Source organism: Blastococcus sp. TML/C7B, from assembly GCF_016612845.1.
Lineage (GTDB): Bacteria > Actinomycetota > Actinomycetes > Mycobacteriales > Geodermatophilaceae > Blastococcus.
In genome coordinates, this window is record NZ_JAEOAA010000001.1 from 982,362 (window position 1) to 998,567 (window position 16,206).

Consider the following 16,206-nt stretch of genomic DNA (forward strand, 5'->3'; position numbering starts at 1 on the left):
CGATACTGGAGGCCACCGCCCCAGGGAGTGCTCGATGCCCGAACCGCACCTGCGCGCCGCCGATGCCGACCGCGCCGCCGTCGCCGCCACCCTGGGCGAGCACATGGCCGCGGGCCGGCTCACCGTCGCCGAGTACGAGGACCGGCTGGCCCGGGCCTACGCCGCGCGGACCTACGGCGAGCTCGCCGAGCTGACCACCGACCTGCCCGGCGCCGTCCCGGCGCCCCGGTCGGGCGCGAGCGCGTCGCCGTCGCCCGACCGGGGCGCCGTGCACGGCTGGGCCGGCGATCCGCACTCCTGGCGCTCGTGGGCGAGCACGACGGCGCTCGTGGTGGCCATCTGGGCGATCACCTCACTGGCCAGCGGCTCGTTCCTCTATTTCTGGCCGATCTGGGTGGCCGGCCCGTGGGGCGCGGTGCTGCTCGTGCAGTCCCTCGGCGGGTGGGGCGACGACGGGCGGGAGCGGCGGCGGCGCTGAGCGGATCGTGCCCGGCGTCACAGCCGGGTCCCGGCCGCCGCTAGCGTGGGGCGGCCCGATCCGATCCCCACCCCGGGAGGCACCCGCGTGGAAGATGGCCCCACCGTCCAGGAGCGCACCGGCGAGGTGCTGTGGGCACCGACGCCGGAACGGCAGGAGGCCTCGCGGCTGACCGCGTTCGCCCGCCGGCTCGAGGCCGAGCACGGCGTCCGGTTCGAGGACTACGACGCGCTGTGGCGCTGGTCGGTGGAGAACCTCGAGGAGTACTGGGCCGCCGTCTGGGACTTCTTCGACGTGGCGCCCGGGACCACCTACGACGCGGTGCTCGCCGACCGGTCGATGCCCGGCGCCGTCTGGTTCCCCGGCGCCCGGCTCAACTACGCCGAGCACGTGCTGCGGCGCGGCGAGGGCCGCGGCGGGGAGACCGCGCTGGTGGCGGTCGCCGAGGACGGCACGGTCGCGGAGACCACGTGGGCCGAGCTGATCGAGCAGGTCGGGGCGGTGGCCACCGCGCTGCGCAGCCGCGGCATCGGCCCGGGCGACCGCGTCGTCGGCTACCTGCCCAACATCCCGCAGGCCGTCGTCGCCTTCCTCGCCGCCGCCAGCGTGGGCGCCATCTGGTCGGCGTGCGGGCCGGAGATCGGGCTGCAGAGCGCGATCGACCGCTTCGCCCAGCTGGAGCCGGCGCTGCTGATCGCCGTCGACGGCTACCGCTTCGGCGGGCGGGAGCACGACCGCCGCGAGCTGGTGGACGGCCTGGCCGCCGCGATGCCCTCGCTGCGCGAGGTGGTGCACGTGCCCGTGCTCGGCACGCGGGAGGACGGCGACGGCTCGCGCTGGGCGGACCTGCTCACCGAGCCCGGTGAGGCCGCGCCGGCCCAGCTGCCCTTCGACCACCCGCTGTGGGTCGTCTACTCCTCGGGCACGACCGGGCTGCCCAAGGGCCTGGTGCACGGGCACGGCGGGATCCTGCTCATGGCGCTGGCGCAGAGCGGGCTGCAGAACGACCCGCAGCCCGGCGACCGCGGCATGTCCTACACCTCCACGACCTGGATCATGTGGAACAGCATGGTCAGCGGGCTGCTGACCGGCAGCACGGCGGTGCTCTACGACGGCAATCCGATGTACCCGTCGGTCGACCGGCTGTGGCAGCTGGCCGAGGAGCACCGGCTGACCAGCCTGGGCGTGAGCCCCGGCTACCTCCAGGCCTGCGAGAAGGCCGGGCTGCACCCGGGGCGCGACCACGACCTCTCCGCGCTGCGCAGCCTCGGCGTCACCGGCTCGCCGCTGCCGGCGGCCTCGTTCCGCTGGGTCTACGACGAGCTGGGCCCGGACTTCGTGCTGCGGGTGTTCAGCGGCGGCACCGACTTCGCCGCGACGCTGGTGGGTGGCTCGCCGTGGCTGCCGGTCCACCTGGGCGAGATGTCCGGGCGGGCGCTGGGCTGCCACGTCGAGTCGTGGGACGACGAGGGCCGGCCCCTGGTCGACGAGGTGGGCGAGCTGGTGATCCTCTCCCCGATGCCCTCGATGCCGCTGAAGATCTGGGGTGACGACGACGGGCAGCGCTACCACGACGCCTACTTCGACACCTATCCCGGCGTGTGGCGGCACGGCGACTGGCTGACCGTCACCAGCCGCGGCACCTGCCTCATCCACGGCCGGTCGGACTCCACGCTGAACCGGCACGGGGTCCGCATGGGCAGCTCCGACATCTACCAGGCCGTGGAGGCGCTGCCCGAGGTCGCCGAGGCGCTGGTGCTCGGCGTCGAGCAGCCCGACGGCGGCTACTGGCTGCCGCTGTTCGTCCGGCTGGCCGAGGGCGCCGTCCTGGACGACGAGCTGGTCGACCGGATCCGCTCCGCCGTCCGCACCCAGGCCTCGCCGCGGCACGTGCCCGACGAGGTGATCGAGGTGCCGGCGATCCCGCACACCACGACCGGCAAGAAGCTCGAGGTGCCGATCAAGCGGATCGTCCAGGGCGTGCCGGTGGAGAAGGCCTGCAACCTCGGCGCCGTCGACGACCCGGCCGCGGTCACCTGGTTCGCCGACCTGGCCGCCCGCCGCCGCGCGGAGGCCTGACCGCCCGACGGTGTGCACGAGGCGGCAGTTCCGGGCCCGGGAACTGCCGAGCAGCGCACACCGTCGCCGGCGGGGCCCCCCGGGAACGACGAAGGCCGGCCCCTCTCGGGACCGGCCTCCGTGCTGGTGGGCAAGGGGGGAGTTGAACCCCCACGTCCTTTCGGACACACGGACCTGAACCGTGCGCGTCTGCCATTCCGCCACTTGCCCTGGCGAGCGCAGACATTAGCAGCCCCTCCGGGCGCAACCTCGGCAGGGGGGCCGTCGTTCCCAGGCAGCCACCACAAACGTGTCGGCGACGCGCGTTGGCCGGTCCGGGGTGCGCCGCCCGGCTACGATCACGGCGAGCACAGGAATGTCCGGCCGACCGCGAGGGAGCGACTGTGGGTGTGCTGCAGCGCTTCGAGCGGCGGCTCGAAGGCATGGTCGGCCTGGCGTTCGCCCGCCTGTTCAAGGGCAAGGTGCACCCGGCCGAGATCGCCAAGGCCCTGCAGCGCGAGGCCGACGAGCAGCGCTCCGTCCTCGCCGAGGGCCGCGTCCTCGCCCCGAACGTCTACGTCGTCCGCCTCGGCGACACCGACTACGACCACCTCGCGCAGTGGTCCGACCTAGCTGGCCGGCGAGCTCGCCGACATGGTCTCCGAGCACATCGACGACGAGGGCTACTCGATCTTCGACGCCGTGCGGGTGCACCTCGAGCTGGACAGCGACCTGCCGACCGGCGTCTTCGAGGTCTCCTCCGAGGTCGCCGACCCCGCTGCGCACGACGCCCGCGGGAGCCTGTCGCCCGCCCCGCCCGCGCCCGGCCACCCCCCGCTCCCGCCGCTGCCCCCGCTGCCGCCGCTGCGCGGCCACGTCGGCGACACCGGCCGCGGCGCGCCGCCCGCCGGCCGCCCGGGTCGCGGGCTCGTCACGCACGCGCTCGTCGTCGACGGGCCCGGCACCCGGCACGAGCTGTCCACCGGGCGCAACGTCATCGGCCGCGGCACCGAGGCCGACATCCGCCTCCCCGACACCGGCGTCAGCCGCAAGCACGTCGACGTCGTGCTGGACGGCGACGTCGCCACCGTCGAGGACCTCGGCTCCACCAACGGCACCCTCGTCAACGGCCGCCGGGTCACCCGCCAGCCGCTGTCCGACGGTGACGTCATCCGGATCGGCCACTCGGTGCTGGTGTACCGCCGGGACGGCGCGTGACGAGGTCGCCGAGGTCACGCATGAGCACCGCGGTACCGGGCACGGACTCGCCGATGGCGAGCGAGGTGACCGGCTGATGGCCGAGATCGTGGTGCAGGCGTTCCGGTTCGGCTTCCTGCTGCTGCTGTGGCTGTTCATCTTCGCCGCGTTCCGCGTCGTCCGCGCCGACCTGTTCGGCGGCCGCGTCGGCCGGGTGGCCTCCGTGCCGCCCCGGGCCGCCGCCCCCGCCAGGAAGCGCGGCGGCAAGGGCCCGCGCACGCTGGTCGTCACCGCCGGCCCGCTGACCGGCACCAAGATCACCCTCGGGGAGCAGCCCATCCTGATCGGCCGCGCGGACGACTCCACGCTCGTCCTCACCGACGACTTCGCCAGCTCCCGGCACGCCCGCCTGACCAACCGCGGTGGCCAGTGGTATGTCGAGGACCTCGGCTCCACCAACGGCACCTATCTCGACCAGCAGCGGGTCCAGGGCCCGCTGCTGATCAGCCCCGGCCAGCCGATCCGCATCGGCCAGACGGCGCTGGAGCTGCGCTCATGAGTCTCGTCCTGCGCTACGCGGCGCGTTCCGACCGCGGGCTGATCCGCGGCAACAACCAGGACTCGGTCTACGCCGGCCCCCGGCTGCTCGCCGTCGCCGACGGCATGGGCGGGCACGCGGCCGGCGACGTCGCCAGCAAGGTGGTCATCGCCGCCCTGCAGCACCTCGACGACGACACCCCGTCCGGCGACATGCTGCAGGCGCTGCGCCAGGGCGTCTTCGACGGCAGCGAGCACCTCCGCGAGGTCATCCGCGACTCCCCGCAGCTCGAGGGCATGGGGACGACGCTGACGGCGATCCTGTTCGCCGGCGGGCGGCTGGCGCTGTGCCACGTGGGCGACTCGCGCGCCTACCTGCTGCGCGACGGCGAGTTCTCGCAGATCACGCACGACGACACGTTCGTCCAGACGCTGATCGACGACGGCCGGATCACCGCCGAGGAGGCCAACAGCCACCCGCAGCGCTCGCTGCTGCTGCGCGCGCTCAACGGCCAGGAGGTCGAGCCCGACCTCTCCATGCGCGAGGCGCGCGCCGGTGACCGCTACCTGCTGTGCTCCGACGGCCTCTCCGGCGTCGTCAGCGAGGAGACCCTCGCGCAGGCGCTGACCGACCCCGACCCGCAGACCACGGCCGACCGGCTGATCGAGCTGGCGCTGCGCAGCGGCGGGCCGGACAACATCACCGTGATCGTCGCCGACGTCGTCGACGACGACGGCCGCGGCGTGCTCATGGAGCCGGTCGTCGACGGCGCCGCCGGTGACTACATCGGGCAGCGCCAGGTCGACCCGACGTCGGCCGCCGGCCGGGCCGCGCTGGCCGATCCCGCACCGCCGCCCTCGCCCCCACCCGCACCGCCGACGGGCGGTGGCCCCTCCGCCCGCCGCCGCCCGCTGCGACTACTCCTCGGGGCGGGGATCCTCCTGGCCGTGCTGGTCGCCGGGGCGATCGGTACCTACGTGTGGGCGCTGCAGCACTGGTTCGTCGGCGTCGACGAGCAGGAGGGGACCGAGCAGGTCGCGGTGTTCCGCGGCCTGGACGTCTCGCTGCTCGGCCTGGACCTCTACCGGGTCGACCGGGACGCCGACCTGCCGGTCACGGACCTGACCCCGGCCGCCCGCAACCGCGTGCAGGGCGGCATCACCGCCGACGACGCCGCGGACGCCGACCGCATCGTGGCCGCGCTCCGCGACCAGCGGCTGCCGGCCTGCCGGACCGCCGAGGACGAGGAGGCCGCGGAGTCGACCGAGGCCGCCCCGACCGGAGCACCGCAGCCCGAGGCACCGCAGCCCGAGGCGCCGCAGCCCACCGACGGCGCGCCCGTGCCCGGCGAGACGCCCGCGCCGGCGGTGCCCGGCGTCGAGCCCACCGCGCCCGAGAGCACCTCCGATGCCGGCACGTCGGCCGCGACGACGCCGTCGTCCCGGCCGGGGGTGGACTGCCGGGAGGCGAAGTGATGGCCGGACCGACGACCGATCCCCGGGCCGCCGCCCCCGGCACACCGGTGCCGACCCGTCGCGGCACCGAGGCCCTGCTGCTGGCCTTCGCCGTCGCGATCACCCTCGCCGCGCAGTGCATCGTCGACCTGACCGTCACCGGCTCGCTGCGCCCGGAGCTGGCCACCTTCGGCCTCTGGTTCACCGCGCTGTGGACCGCCGCGCACCTCGTCGTCCGCAGGTTCGCGACCTACGCCGACCCGCTGCTGCTGCCCTGCGTCGCCGTCCTCACCGGGCTCGGCCTGGTGATGATCCACCGGCTGGACATCGCCGACGCCGACGCCGGCGCGGACGCCCCCGTGCAGCTGCTGTGGGCCACGATCGGGATGCTGCTGTTCGTCGGCGTGCTGCTCGGCGTCCGCGACCCGCGGCTGCTGGCCCGCTACGCCTACATCCTCATGCTGCTGGGCCTGGTGCTCCTGGCCATCCCCGCCGTGCTGCCGTCGTCGATCTCCGAGGTCTACGGCGCCAAGCTGTGGATCCGGGTGGCCGGCTTCTCCATCCAGCCCGGTGAGTTCGCCAAGATCTGCCTGGTCGTCTTCTTCGCCGCCTACCTGGTGGACAAGCGCGACGTGCTGGCCCTGGCCAGCCGCAAGGTGATGGGCCTGGAGCTGCCGCGCGGCCGCGACCTCGGCCCGGTCATCGTCGTGTGGGTCGTGTCGATCCTCGTGCTGGTCTTCGAGCGCGACCTGGGCAGCTCGCTGCTGCTGTTCGGCATCTTCGTCGTGATGCTCTACGTGGCCACCGAGCGCGCCAGCTGGCTGGTCATCGGCCTGGTGCTGTTCGCCGGCGGCGCCACCATCGCCTACAAGGCCTTCGGCCACGTGCAGGCCCGCGTGGACACCTGGCTGGACCCGTTCGCCTACTACGACGGCTCCGGATACCAAGTGGCGCAGTCGCTGTTCGGGCTGGGCACCGGCGGGCTGTTCGGCGCCGGGCTGGGCGGCGGGCGCCCCGACGAGGTGCCGATCGCGAAGAGCGACTTCATCGCCTCGGCCATCGGCGAGGAGCTCGGGCTGTTCGGCCTGGCCGCGGTGATCATGGTCTACCTGATCCTGGTCGAGCGCGGCCTGCGCACCTCGCTGATCGTCCGCGACCCGTTCGGCAAGCTGCTCGCCGCGGGCCTGTCCTTCGCCGTCGCCTGGCAGCTGTTCGTCGTCCTCGGCGGGGTCACCGGCCTGCTGCCGCTCACCGGCTTGACGACGCCGTTCCTCGCCTACGGCGGCTCCTCGCTGGTGGCCAACTTCGGCCTGGTGGCGCTGCTGGTGCGGATCAGCGACACCGCGCGCCGCCCGGCCGCACCGCACGTGGCCCCCCAGCGGCTCACCGACGCCCCGACCGAGGTGGTCCAGCCGTGAACGCCCCGCTGCGCCGGGTGGCGATCAGCGTGCTGGTGCTGTTCACCCTGCTGATCGTCAACATCAACTACATCCAGGTCGTGCGCTCGGAGGAGCTGCGCGAGGACGGCCGCAACACCCGGGTGCTCGCCGACGAGTACTCGCGGGAGCGCGGCGCGATCATCGTGGACGGCGAGCCGATCGCGATGTCCACGCCGACCGACGACCGGCTCAAGTACCTGCGCCAGTACCCGCAGGGCGGGCTGTACGCCGCCGTCACCGGCTTCTACTCGGTCATCTACGGCGCCACCGGCATGGAGCGGGCCGAGAACGCGCTGCTGGCCGGCACCGACGACCGGCTGTTCGTGCGGCGCCTCTCCGACCTGTTCACCGGCCGCGACCCCTCGGGCGGCGACGTCGTCCTGACCCTGGACCCGGCCGTGCAGGAGGCCGCGATGGCCGGCCTCGAGGGCCAGGTCGGGGCGGTCGTCGCGCTGGACCCCGCGACCGGCGCGATCCTAGGGCTGGCCAGCACGCCCACGTTCGACCCCAACCTGCTGTCCAGCCACGACCCGGCCGGGATCCGCGACGCCGCCGCCCAGCTCGAGGCGGCGGACCCCGACCCGCGCGGCAACCAGGCCATCGCCCGGCGCTACGCCCCGGGATCGATCTTCAAGGTGGTCGTGTCGGCCGCGGCGCTGGAGCAGGGCTACACGCCGGAGACCGTCGTCCCGGCGCCGCAGACGCTGCGGCTGCCCGGCACCAGCACCGATCTGGAGAACTACAACGGCTCGGCCTGCAGCGAGAGCGGCGAGCAGCCGCTCATCGACGCGCTCACCATCTCCTGCAACACCGCCTTCGCCCAGCTCGGCATCGACCTCGGCGAGGACGCCGTCCGCGAGATGGCCGAGGCGTTCGGCATGACCGGCGAGCGTTTCGAGGTGCCGCTGCGCGTCGAGGGGAGCACCGTCGGGGACATCGAGAACGACGCCGCCCTGGGCATCAGCTCGATCGGTCAGCAGGACGTGCAGATGACCCCGATGCAGGCCGCGATGATCGCTGCCGCCGTCGCCAACGACGGCACGCTCATGAAGCCCTACCTGGTCGACCAGCTGCTCGCCCCCGACCTGACCGTCATCGACGAGACCGGCCCCGAGGAGCTCTCCGAGCCGGTCTCGGGCGCGGTCGCCGACCAGCTCACCGAGATGATGCTCAGCGTCGTCGACAACGGCTCGGGCCGCGGCGCCCGGATCCCCGGCGTGCGGATCGCCGGGAAGACCGGGACGGCGGAGAACCAGGGCCCCGACCACAACTGGTTCATCGGTTTCACCGCCGGCGACGAGCCCCGGATCGCCGTCGCCGTGTTCGTGCGCAACGGTGGGGGCACGGGCGGGGACACGTCCGCGCCGATCGCCCGCCAGGTGATCCAGGCCTACCTCGACGGGCAGGAGGGTCGATGACGCTGGCCACCGGCAGCCTGCTCGCCGGCCGCTACGAGATCACCGCCCCGATCGCCGTCGGCGGCATGGGTGAGGTGTGGAAGGCCCGCGACCGCGTGCTCGACCGCACCGTCGCGGCCAAGGTGCTCAAGAGCGAGTACACCGACGACCCGAGCTTCCTGGCCCGCTTCCGCAACGAGGCGCGGCACACCGCGGCGCTGTCGCACCCGAACATCGCCTCGGTCTACGACTACGGCGAGACCGTCGACGACACCGGCACCAAGAAGCTGGCCTTCCTCGTCATGGAGTTCGTCGAGGGCCAGCCGCTGGTGCAGATCCTGCACGACGAGGGCAAGCTGCCGGTCGACTGGACGCTGCACGTGCTCGAGCAGTCGGCCGAGGGGCTGTCGGCCGCGCACCGGGCCGGCGTCGTCCACCGCGACATCAAGCCGGGCAACCTCATGGTGCGGCCCGACGGCGTCGTCAAGCTGACCGACTTCGGCATCGCCCAGGCCCGCGACGCCACCCCGCTCACCCGCACCGGCATGGTCGTGGGCACCGCCCAGTACCTCTCCCCCGAGCAGGCGCAGGGCATGGAGGTCAACGCCGGCCTCCGACGTGTACTCGCTGGGCGTCGTCGCCTACGAGTGCCTGACCGGCGGCCGGCCGTTCGACGGCACCTCGCAGGTCGCGATCGCGCTCGCGCACATCAACCGGCCCCCGCCGCCGCTGCCCGCCTCGGTGCCGCCGGCGGTGCGGCTGCTCGTGGAGCGCGCGCTGGCCAAGGACCCGGCCGACCGGTTCCCCGACGGCGGCGCCTTCGCCGAGGCGATCCGGCGGGTCGCCGCCGGCGGCACGCCGGCGCCCGTCCCGTTCAACCCGCCGACGGCGCCGACCCAGGTCGTCGACGCCGGGTTCCCAGAAGGTCGGACCACCGTGCTCGCCGCCCAGACCGGCGCGCTGACCGGCACCCGCGCGCTCCCCCCCACGACCGGCCCGGTGCCGCCCATGCCACCGCTGCACGGCACGGTCGACGACGACGACGACTGGCCGGTGCACGACGCTCCCCCGCCCGCCGGCGGCCGCCGCCGCTGGCTGTGGGCCGTCGCCGCGCTCGTCGTCCTCCTGCTCGTGGTCGGCGGCGGGCTGCTGCTGACCCGGGGCCTCGGTGACGACGGCGACCGCTCGGCCGCACCGACCGGCACCCCGACCGGGTCCGCGCAGCCCGGCGAGGGCGTCGCGCTGGCCCCGGCGTCGGCCTACGTGGGCCGGGACGCCGACGAGGTCGCCGACGAGCTGGAGGCCCTGGGCCTGACGGTGACGCAGGAGAGCGCGCCCGACTCGCTCCTCGCCGGGCTCGGCCTCGAGCTCGACGAGGGTGCCGTCGCCGCCATCACGCCGTCCGGGCAGACAGTGCCGCCGGAGACCGAGGTGACGCTGCGCGTCGCCGAGGACGGCTGGACGGTCGAGGACGACGAGCCGGGCGAGCAGCCCGCGCCGGCGCCCGAGCCGGAGGAGCCGAGCACCGCACCGACCACGACGGCGGCGCCCACGACGACCACCGCACCCACGTCGTCGGCACCCACCACGAGCACTGCGCCGACCACCACGCCCCCGACGACCACCCTGCCCGGCCAGCCCGGCGAGGAGCCCCCGCCGAGCCCGCCCGCTGACGGCGGCGGAGGCGGGGGAGGGGGCACCGGCGCACCGGGCCCGGGGACCGGTGGGACCCAGCCTGGTGCCGCTGCTGCGGGAGTGGCGGAGTGACCTGGTCGAACCCTCCCGGTTCCCCGGGATCGCGCCGCCGCGCCACTAGGCTCGCCGTCGGCATCCTGCCCGCAGCGCGCCCCGGCCGTTGCCCGCGTGCCTCGGACCGTCCCCGGACGGCGCACGCTCCCGTTCGAGAGGACCTCCGATGACGACGCCGCAGGTGCTCGGCGAGCGCTACGAGATCGGCGAGGTGCTCGGCCGCGGCGGCATGGCCGAGGTGCACCACGGCCGCGACCTGCGGCTGGGCCGCGAGGTGGCGGTCAAGGTCCTGCGCAACGACCTCGCCCGCGACCCCTCGTTCCAGGTGCGCTTCCGCCGTGAGGCGCAGGCGTCGGCCTCGCTCAACCACCCGGCCATCGTCGCGGTCTACGACACCGGCGAGGACCGCACCGCGCTGGGCGCCACCCCGTACATCGTCATGGAGTACGTCGAGGGCGAGACGCTGCGCGACGTCATCCGCCGCGAGGGGCACCTGGACCCCGAGCGGGCCATGACGCTGGCCGCCGACATCTGCGGCGCCCTGGACTTCAGCCACCGCAACGGCATCGTGCACCGCGACGTGAAGCCCGGCAACGTGATGATCACGCCCCAGGGCACCGTCAAGGTGATGGACTTCGGCATCGCCCGCGCCGTCTCGGACTCCGCGGCGACGATGACCTCGACGGCCGCCGTCATAGGGACCGCCCAGTACCTCTCCCCCGAGCAGGCGCGCGGCGAGAGCGTGGACGCCCGCTCCGACGTCTACTCGCTGGGCTGCCTGCTCTACGAGCTGGTCACCGGCGCCCCGCCGTTCACCGGGGACTCCCCCGTGGCGGTCGCCTACCAGCACGTCCGCGAGGACCCCCGGCTGCCGTCGTCGATCAACCCGGCGATCCCCGCCGACCTCGACGCCATCCTGCTCAAGTCGATGAGCAAGAACCCGGCCAACCGGTACCAGTCGGCCGCCGAGATGCGCAACGACCTGCTCCGGTCGCTGGCCGGCCAGCGGGTCGAGGCGACGCCGGTCATGGGCGACGCCGAGAAGACCGCGATCATCGGCGCGGCCCCGGCCGGGTACGGCGGCTACGACGAGTGGGACGACGAGGACGAGCAGGCCCGTCGCCGCAAGCGCCGGATCATCATCGCCGTCGTCTCCGCGCTGGCCGTGCTGCTGCTCGGCGGCGCCATCGCCGCGGCGCTCGCGATGGGCGGCGACGACCCGGAGCCGCCGGCCGTGGCGCAGGTGCAGGTCCCGCCGCTGCAGAACCTGCCCGAGGCCGACGCCGTCGCGGCGCTCACCGAGGCCGGCCTGGAGGTCGGCACCCGCACCCCGCGCGAGGTCACCGACTCGGCGCAGGTCGGCCTGGTGCTCGACAGCGACCCCGGCAGCGGCGCCCAGGTCGCCGAGGGCTCCGAGGTGGATCTCGTCATCGGCACCGCCCCGGACACCCTGCTGGTGCCCAGCCTCATCGGCCTGGACGAGGAGCGGGCACGCGCCACGCTCGAGGACCGCGGCTTCACGGGGACCGTCAACGTCCGGGACGAGGAGTCGCTCGAGACCGCCGGCTCGGTCGTCTCGGTGAGCCCCGACGAGGGCCAGCCGGTGTCGCCCGAGGGCACGATCACCCTGGGCATCTCGACCGGCAGCCTCGACCTGCCCGACGTGCTGGGCCGCAGCGAGGCCGACGCCCGCAAGGCGCTGACCGACGCCGGGTTCCGCGAGGCGCAGATCAGCACCGAGCAGGTCGACTCGCCGCAGCCCCCGGGCACCGTCGTCGCCACCACCCCGGGCGGCGGGAGCACGGCGTCGGCGGACACGCGCATCGTCCTGCAGGTCTCCGGCGGGCGCGGGAACATCGTCGTCCTCAACGTCGCGGGGCAGTCGCCGTCCACGGCCGAGACGAACCTGCGGGCCGTGGGCTTCACCAGCTTCCAGCGCGAGTCCGCCCCCAACGACGGGTCCGTGGACGCCGGTGAGGTGCTGACCACCGAGCCGCCGCCCGGCACCGCCGTCCCGGCGGACACGGTGATCATCCTGCTGATCGCCGAGGCCGCTGCCCCCGGCACCGGCGGTGGCGGTGGCGGTGGCGGCGGCGGTGGTGGCGGCGCCGGAACGGGCGGCGCCGGCAACTGAGCGACCGGATGACGAAGGGCTCCTCCCAGCCGGGAGGAGCCCTTCGCCGTTCCCGGGCCCCCGCGCTGGGATCAGGGAACCTGATCGTGGCGCGTCCTCCCTCACCGCCCACGCTGAGGGAGGACGCTCGATGATCAGGGACCCTGATCGTCGAACGGGTGCGGGAGGGTCAGGCGGTGGCGGCGTTCAACCGGTCCGCGGCGGCCGACGCGGCGGCCAGGGCGTCCGGGTCCGGGGCCAGGCCGCAGGTGGTCAGCCAGGTCGCGAGCATCCGGTGACCGCCCTCGGTGAGCACCGACTCGGGGTGGAACTGGACGCCCTCGATGGGCAGCTCGCGGTGCCGCAGCGCCATGACGATGCCCGAGGGCGTCGACCCGGTGACCTCGAGCTCCGCGGGCACCGTGGCGGCGTCGACGGCCAGCGAGTGGTACCGGGTGGCGGTGAACGGCGAGGGCAGGCCGGCGAGGACGCCCACGCCGTCGTGGACCACCTGGCTGGTCTTGCCGTGCAGCAGTTCCGGCGCACGGACGACGTCGCCGCCGAACGCCTCGGCGATCGCCTGGTGACCGAGGCAGACGCCCAGCACGGGCACGCCCTGCTCGGCGGCGGCGTGCACCATCGGCACGGTCACGCCGGCATCGGCAGGGGTCCCGGGCCCGGGGGAGAGCAGCACGCCGGCGACGTCGAGGTCGGCCAGCTCGTCCACGGTGACGGCGTCGTTCCGCCGCACGATGCAGCGCACGCCCAGCTGCCCCAGGTACTGGACCAGGTTGTAGACGAAGCTGTCGAAGTTGTCGACGACGAGGACCGGGCGCTCGGTGGCGGTCCCGGTGGGGCGGCTCTCGGCGGGCACGGATCTCCCGGGGTGGGCTCGGTCGGGCGCTGGATCAGCCCGCGGCGGCGTACTGCAGCGCCAGGGGCCCATCGTAGGCGGGCAGCTCCACCGAGGGCCGGTCGCGCACCTCGAAGGTGAGCCCGAAGGCGTCCGCGGCCTCCTGGAACACCCTGACCTGCGGAGAGGCGGCCAGCCGCTGGCGCACGGCGGGAGCGTCGACGACGGCGCTGATGACGAACGGCGGCGAGTAGGTGCGGCCCTGCAGCAGCAGGGTGTTGCCGACGCACCGGACGGCGCTGGTGGCGATCAGCCGCTGGTCCATCACCGAGACGCCGGTGGCGCCGGCGGACCACATGGCGTTCACGACCGCCTGCACGTCGGACTGGTGGATGACCAGGTCGTCGGGCCGGACGCCGGCGGGGAGGGTGCCGTCGGCGCGCCGGGGGGCGTCGTCGAGCGTGACGACCATCCCCGGGCCGCTCACGGCGGCGAGCCCGGCCGCGGGGATCACGGCCTCACCGGCGGCGCGGGCGTCGGCGACGGCGCCGTCGCGGGCGGCCGCCTGCTCGGTGAGCCGCTCCGAGCGGCGCTGCAGCTCGGCCAGGCGCTGCTCCTGGACGGCGATGGCGTCGTCCCGCTCGCGGATCAGGGCGGCGAGCTCGGTGACCTCCCCGGCGCGCAGGTCGGTGCCCTGGGCGGTGCTGCCCGAGGTGGCGAACAGCAGGCCGGCGGCGAGGGCCACGACCGGCACCAGGGCGCCCCACGGCGACAGACGGGCCACGGGCACCTCCTGCGTCGCTCCCGGCGCGCTCCGCCCCTCGGAGGAGGGTCTCCGCCACCGTGGCGGCGTCGTCGCGCTCCTCCCACACCTTAGGCTGGACGGCGACACGGCCGGTGAGGACGCACCCGGCCTTCCGGAGGGAGCAGCACGTGCCCAAGTCCAAGGTGCGCAAGAAGTCCGTCTACACCCCGCCCGAGGGCGTGCTGCAGGCGCGCTCGGCGGAGAAGGCCCGCCTCGCCCAGCCGAGCCCGCGCTGGTACGTGGGGCTCATGGTCGGGCTGATGCTCGTCGGCCTGCTGTGGATCGTCGTGTACTACGTCGCCGGCGACGAGATCCCGTTCATGGTGTCGCTGTCGGCCTGGAACTTCGCCATCGGTTTCGGCGCGATGGTGGCCGGGCTGATCATGTCGATGCGCTGGCGCTGACCCCGGCAGGCCCCTCGGCGGCCCTCGTCCCACCCGGGACGGGGGCCGTCGTCGTTCCTGGGGACATGTGCACAGCCGATCACCGCCGTCCACAGGTCGACATGGCGGCCCACCCCCAGGGTTGTCCACCGGATGTGGAGGGACGGGACCGGCCCGTACCGCGCTGACCTGCGACGATGTCCGGCGTGGGACGGGTGTGACGGATCGTCCATGCGCGTAACTACACCACTGTGAGTCTGTCCCCAGCTGTGCACGCAGCTGTGGACGAGTCGACTTGTCCGCCGCTCCGAGGCGGTGGTGTCGCTGCCCTCTACCCGCTCTGACCTGCGATGACACCCTAAAATCGGCCGATCACAGCAGCCTGGGGACGACGACAGCCCCCGGAGCCTGGGGCTCCGGGGGCTGTCGGGTGCGGTCCTCAGGACCGCGGGGTGCGGATCAGGCGTCGATGAGCTCGAGGATGGTGGCGTTGGCCATGCCGCCGCCCTCGCACATCGTCTGCAGGCCGTAGCGGCTGCCGGTGTTGCGCATCCGGTGGATGAGCGTGGTCATCAGCCGGGCGCCGGAGCCACCGAGGGGGTGGCCCAGGGCGATCGCGCCGCCCATCGGGTTGAGCCGGCTCGTGTCGGCTCCGGTCTCGACGGCCCAGGCCATCGGCACGGGCGCGAACGCCTCGTTGACCTCGTAGACGCCGATGTCGTCGATCGACAGGCCCGAGCGGTCCAGGACCTTCTTGGTGGCCGGGATCGGGGCGGTCAGCATGATGACCGGGTCGTCGCCGGCCATGACCGTGGTGTGGATGCGCACCAGCGGGGTGAGGCCCAGCTCGCGGGCCTTCTCGCTGGTGGTGATCAGCAGGGCGGCCGAACCGTCGGAGATCTGGCTGGCGTTGCCCGCGCTGATGACGCCGTCCTCCTTGAACGGGGTCTTCAGCGAGCCGAGCTTCTCCAGGGTGCCGCCGGGGCGGATGCCCTCGTCGGCGCTCACGATGCCCTCGGCGGTGGTGACCGGGGAGATCTCCTCCTCGAAGGCGCCGTCGGCCTGGGCCTTGGCGGCCTTCTCGTGCGAGGCCAGGGAGAACTCGTCGAGCTGCGTGCGGGAGAAGCCCCAGCGCTCGGCGATCATCTCGGCGCCGATGCCCTGGTTGATCGGCTGGCCGGCGTAGCGCTCCATGAACTTCGGGCCCATCGGGCGGCCGGCCCCGGTGGCCGGGTTGCTGGCCGAGCCCATGGGGACGCGGCTCATCATCTCCACGCCACCGGCGACGACGACGTCGGCCTGGCCGCTGATGACCGTGGCGGCGCCGAAGGCGACGGCCTGCTGCGACGAGCCGCACTGGCGGTCGACGGTGGTGCCGGGGACGGCCTCGGGCCAGCCGGCGGCCAGCGCCGCGCTGCGGGCGATGTTGAAGGTCTGCTCGCCGACCTGGCTCACGCAGCCCCAGATGACGTCCTCGATGACGGCCGGGTCGATGCCGGCGCGCTCGACGAGGGACTCCAGCACGTGGGCCGACAGGTCGACGGCGTGCACCCCGGACAGCCCTCCGCCCCGCTTGCCCACCGGCGTGCGAACGGCGGCACAGATGACGGCATCCCGCATGGACCTACTCCTCAGACGACGATTCGGGCGCGCCCGAACGGTCGGCCCTGACCGTCATCGTATGACGTGGGCCTCTCCTGGCAAGGTCCCCTCGTGACCTGGACCACCCGGACGGTAGAGAC

At 74.1% G+C, this 16,206-nt stretch carries 13 protein-coding genes, 1 tRNA gene and 3 pseudogenes; 13 read left to right on the forward strand and 4 right to left on the reverse strand.

The annotated features are described in order from the left end of the window. The first annotated feature begins 34 nt into the window (after nt 1-34). Both JKP76_RS04760 and JKP76_RS04765 read left to right on the forward strand, forming a co-directional pair. Nucleotides 35-478 carry a DUF1707 domain-containing protein gene (locus JKP76_RS04760; protein WP_200489770.1) on the forward strand — a complete coding sequence of 148 codons (444 nt, stop codon included), beginning with the start codon at nt 35-37 and terminating at the stop codon, nt 476-478. Between the two features lie 87 nt (nt 479-565). Beyond that, a complete protein-coding gene (locus tag JKP76_RS04765; RefSeq protein ID WP_200489771.1) occupies nt 566-2,557 on the forward strand; it encodes an acetoacetate--CoA ligase in 1,992 nt (663 codons plus the stop codon). A gap of 124 nt (nt 2,558-2,681) precedes the next feature. Here the strand turns inward: JKP76_RS04765 and JKP76_RS04770 are convergent. Beyond that, nucleotides 2,682-2,767: transfer RNA gene (locus tag JKP76_RS04770), tRNA-Leu, on the reverse strand. Between the two features lie 212 nt (nt 2,768-2,979). On the opposite strand from JKP76_RS04770, the pseudogene JKP76_RS22130 reads away from it, so the two are divergent. The 10 genes and pseudogenes from JKP76_RS22130 to pknB form a co-directional block, all read left to right on the forward strand. Continuing rightward, a pseudogene (locus tag JKP76_RS22130) lies at nt 2,980-3,108 on the forward strand (FhaA domain-containing protein); the annotation flags it as partial. 82 nt (nt 3,109-3,190) lie between these two features. Continuing rightward, on the forward strand, nt 3,191-3,754 hold the full coding sequence (locus JKP76_RS22135; RefSeq protein ID WP_255522507.1) for an FHA domain-containing protein: 564 nt from the start codon (nt 3,191-3,193) through the stop codon (nt 3,752-3,754). Between the two features lie 76 nt (nt 3,755-3,830). Further along, nucleotides 3,831-4,292 (forward strand): FHA domain-containing protein, encoded by a 462-nt coding sequence (locus JKP76_RS04780; RefSeq protein ID WP_200489772.1) that lies wholly within the window; start codon nt 3,831-3,833, stop codon nt 4,290-4,292. Next, nucleotides 4,289-5,746 (forward strand): PP2C family serine/threonine-protein phosphatase, encoded by a 1,458-nt coding sequence (locus tag JKP76_RS04785; protein ID WP_200489773.1) that lies wholly within the window; start codon nt 4,289-4,291, stop codon nt 5,744-5,746. The genes JKP76_RS04780 and JKP76_RS04785 overlap by 4 nt, the downstream gene beginning before the upstream one ends. Beyond that, nucleotides 5,746-7,143, forward strand: a complete 1,398-nt coding sequence (locus tag JKP76_RS04790) for an FtsW/RodA/SpoVE family cell cycle protein (RefSeq protein WP_200489774.1) — start codon at nt 5,746-5,748, stop codon at nt 7,141-7,143. Before JKP76_RS04785 ends, JKP76_RS04790 begins: the two co-directional genes overlap by 1 nt. Next, a complete protein-coding gene (locus JKP76_RS04795; protein WP_200489775.1) occupies nt 7,140-8,582 on the forward strand; it encodes a penicillin-binding protein 2 in 1,443 nt (480 codons plus the stop codon). Before JKP76_RS04790 ends, JKP76_RS04795 begins: the two co-directional genes overlap by 4 nt. A 65-nt stretch (nt 8,583-8,647) precedes the next feature. Then, nucleotides 8,648-9,097: pseudogene (locus tag JKP76_RS22140) on the forward strand (serine/threonine-protein kinase); the annotation flags it as partial. An 82-nt stretch (nt 9,098-9,179) separates the two neighbouring features. Continuing rightward, nucleotides 9,180-9,302: pseudogene (locus JKP76_RS23260) on the forward strand (hypothetical protein); the annotation flags it as partial. Nucleotides 9,303-9,614: 312 nt separating this feature from the next. After that, a complete protein-coding gene (locus tag JKP76_RS23265) occupies nt 9,615-10,328 on the forward strand; it encodes a PASTA domain-containing protein (RefSeq protein WP_309232977.1) in 714 nt (237 codons plus the stop codon). 148 nt (nt 10,329-10,476) lie between these two features. Further along, complete coding sequence (gene pknB, locus JKP76_RS04805) at nt 10,477-12,444, forward strand: Stk1 family PASTA domain-containing Ser/Thr kinase (protein WP_200489776.1); 1,968 nt, start codon at nt 10,477-10,479, stop codon at nt 12,442-12,444. 169 nt (nt 12,445-12,613) lie between these two features. On the opposite strand, the gene JKP76_RS04810 is transcribed toward pknB, so the two are convergent. Both JKP76_RS04810 and JKP76_RS04815 read right to left on the reverse strand, forming a co-directional pair. After that, nucleotides 12,614-13,297, reverse strand: a complete 684-nt coding sequence (locus JKP76_RS04810) for an aminodeoxychorismate/anthranilate synthase component II (protein ID WP_309232845.1) — start codon at nt 13,295-13,297, stop codon at nt 12,614-12,616. Between the two features lie 34 nt (nt 13,298-13,331). Then, complete coding sequence (locus JKP76_RS04815; RefSeq protein WP_309230041.1) at nt 13,332-14,060, reverse strand: DUF881 domain-containing protein; 729 nt, start codon at nt 14,058-14,060, stop codon at nt 13,332-13,334. Nucleotides 14,061-14,209: 149 nt separating this feature from the next. Here JKP76_RS04815 and crgA point away from each other — a divergent pair, with 149 nt between their 5' ends. Beyond that, nucleotides 14,210-14,485 carry a cell division protein CrgA gene (gene crgA / locus JKP76_RS04820; protein ID WP_200489779.1) on the forward strand — a complete coding sequence of 92 codons (276 nt, stop codon included), beginning with the start codon at nt 14,210-14,212 and terminating at the stop codon, nt 14,483-14,485. A gap of 438 nt (nt 14,486-14,923) precedes the next feature. On the opposite strand, the gene JKP76_RS04825 is transcribed toward crgA, so the two are convergent. Further along, the gene (locus tag JKP76_RS04825) at nt 14,924-16,084 is read right to left on the reverse strand and encodes a thiolase family protein (protein WP_200489780.1); all 1,161 of its coding nucleotides are present in this window, start codon (nt 16,082-16,084) and stop codon (nt 14,924-14,926) included. Between the last annotated feature and the right edge of the window lie 122 nt (nt 16,085-16,206).

What these genes read in the sequence shown, in the direction of transcription:
- JKP76_RS04785 (WP_200489773.1), top strand. Translation starts at nt 4,289, where the DNA reads ATGAGTCTCGTCCTGCGCTACGCGGCGCGTTCCGACCGCGGGCTGATC.
- JKP76_RS04825 (WP_200489780.1), bottom strand. Translation starts at nt 16,084, where the DNA reads ATGCGGGATGCCGTCATCTGTGCCGCCGTTCGCACGCCGGTGGGCAAG.
- JKP76_RS04760 (WP_200489770.1), top strand. Translation starts at nt 35, where the DNA reads ATGCCCGAACCGCACCTGCGCGCCGCCGATGCCGACCGCGCCGCCGTC.
- JKP76_RS04790 (WP_200489774.1), top strand. Translation starts at nt 5,746, where the DNA reads ATGGCCGGACCGACGACCGATCCCCGGGCCGCCGCCCCCGGCACACCG.
- JKP76_RS22135 (WP_255522507.1), top strand. Translation starts at nt 3,191, where the DNA reads ATGGTCTCCGAGCACATCGACGACGAGGGCTACTCGATCTTCGACGCC.
- pknB (WP_200489776.1), top strand. Translation starts at nt 10,477, where the DNA reads ATGACGACGCCGCAGGTGCTCGGCGAGCGCTACGAGATCGGCGAGGTG.
- JKP76_RS04780 (WP_200489772.1), top strand. Translation starts at nt 3,831, where the DNA reads ATGGCCGAGATCGTGGTGCAGGCGTTCCGGTTCGGCTTCCTGCTGCTG.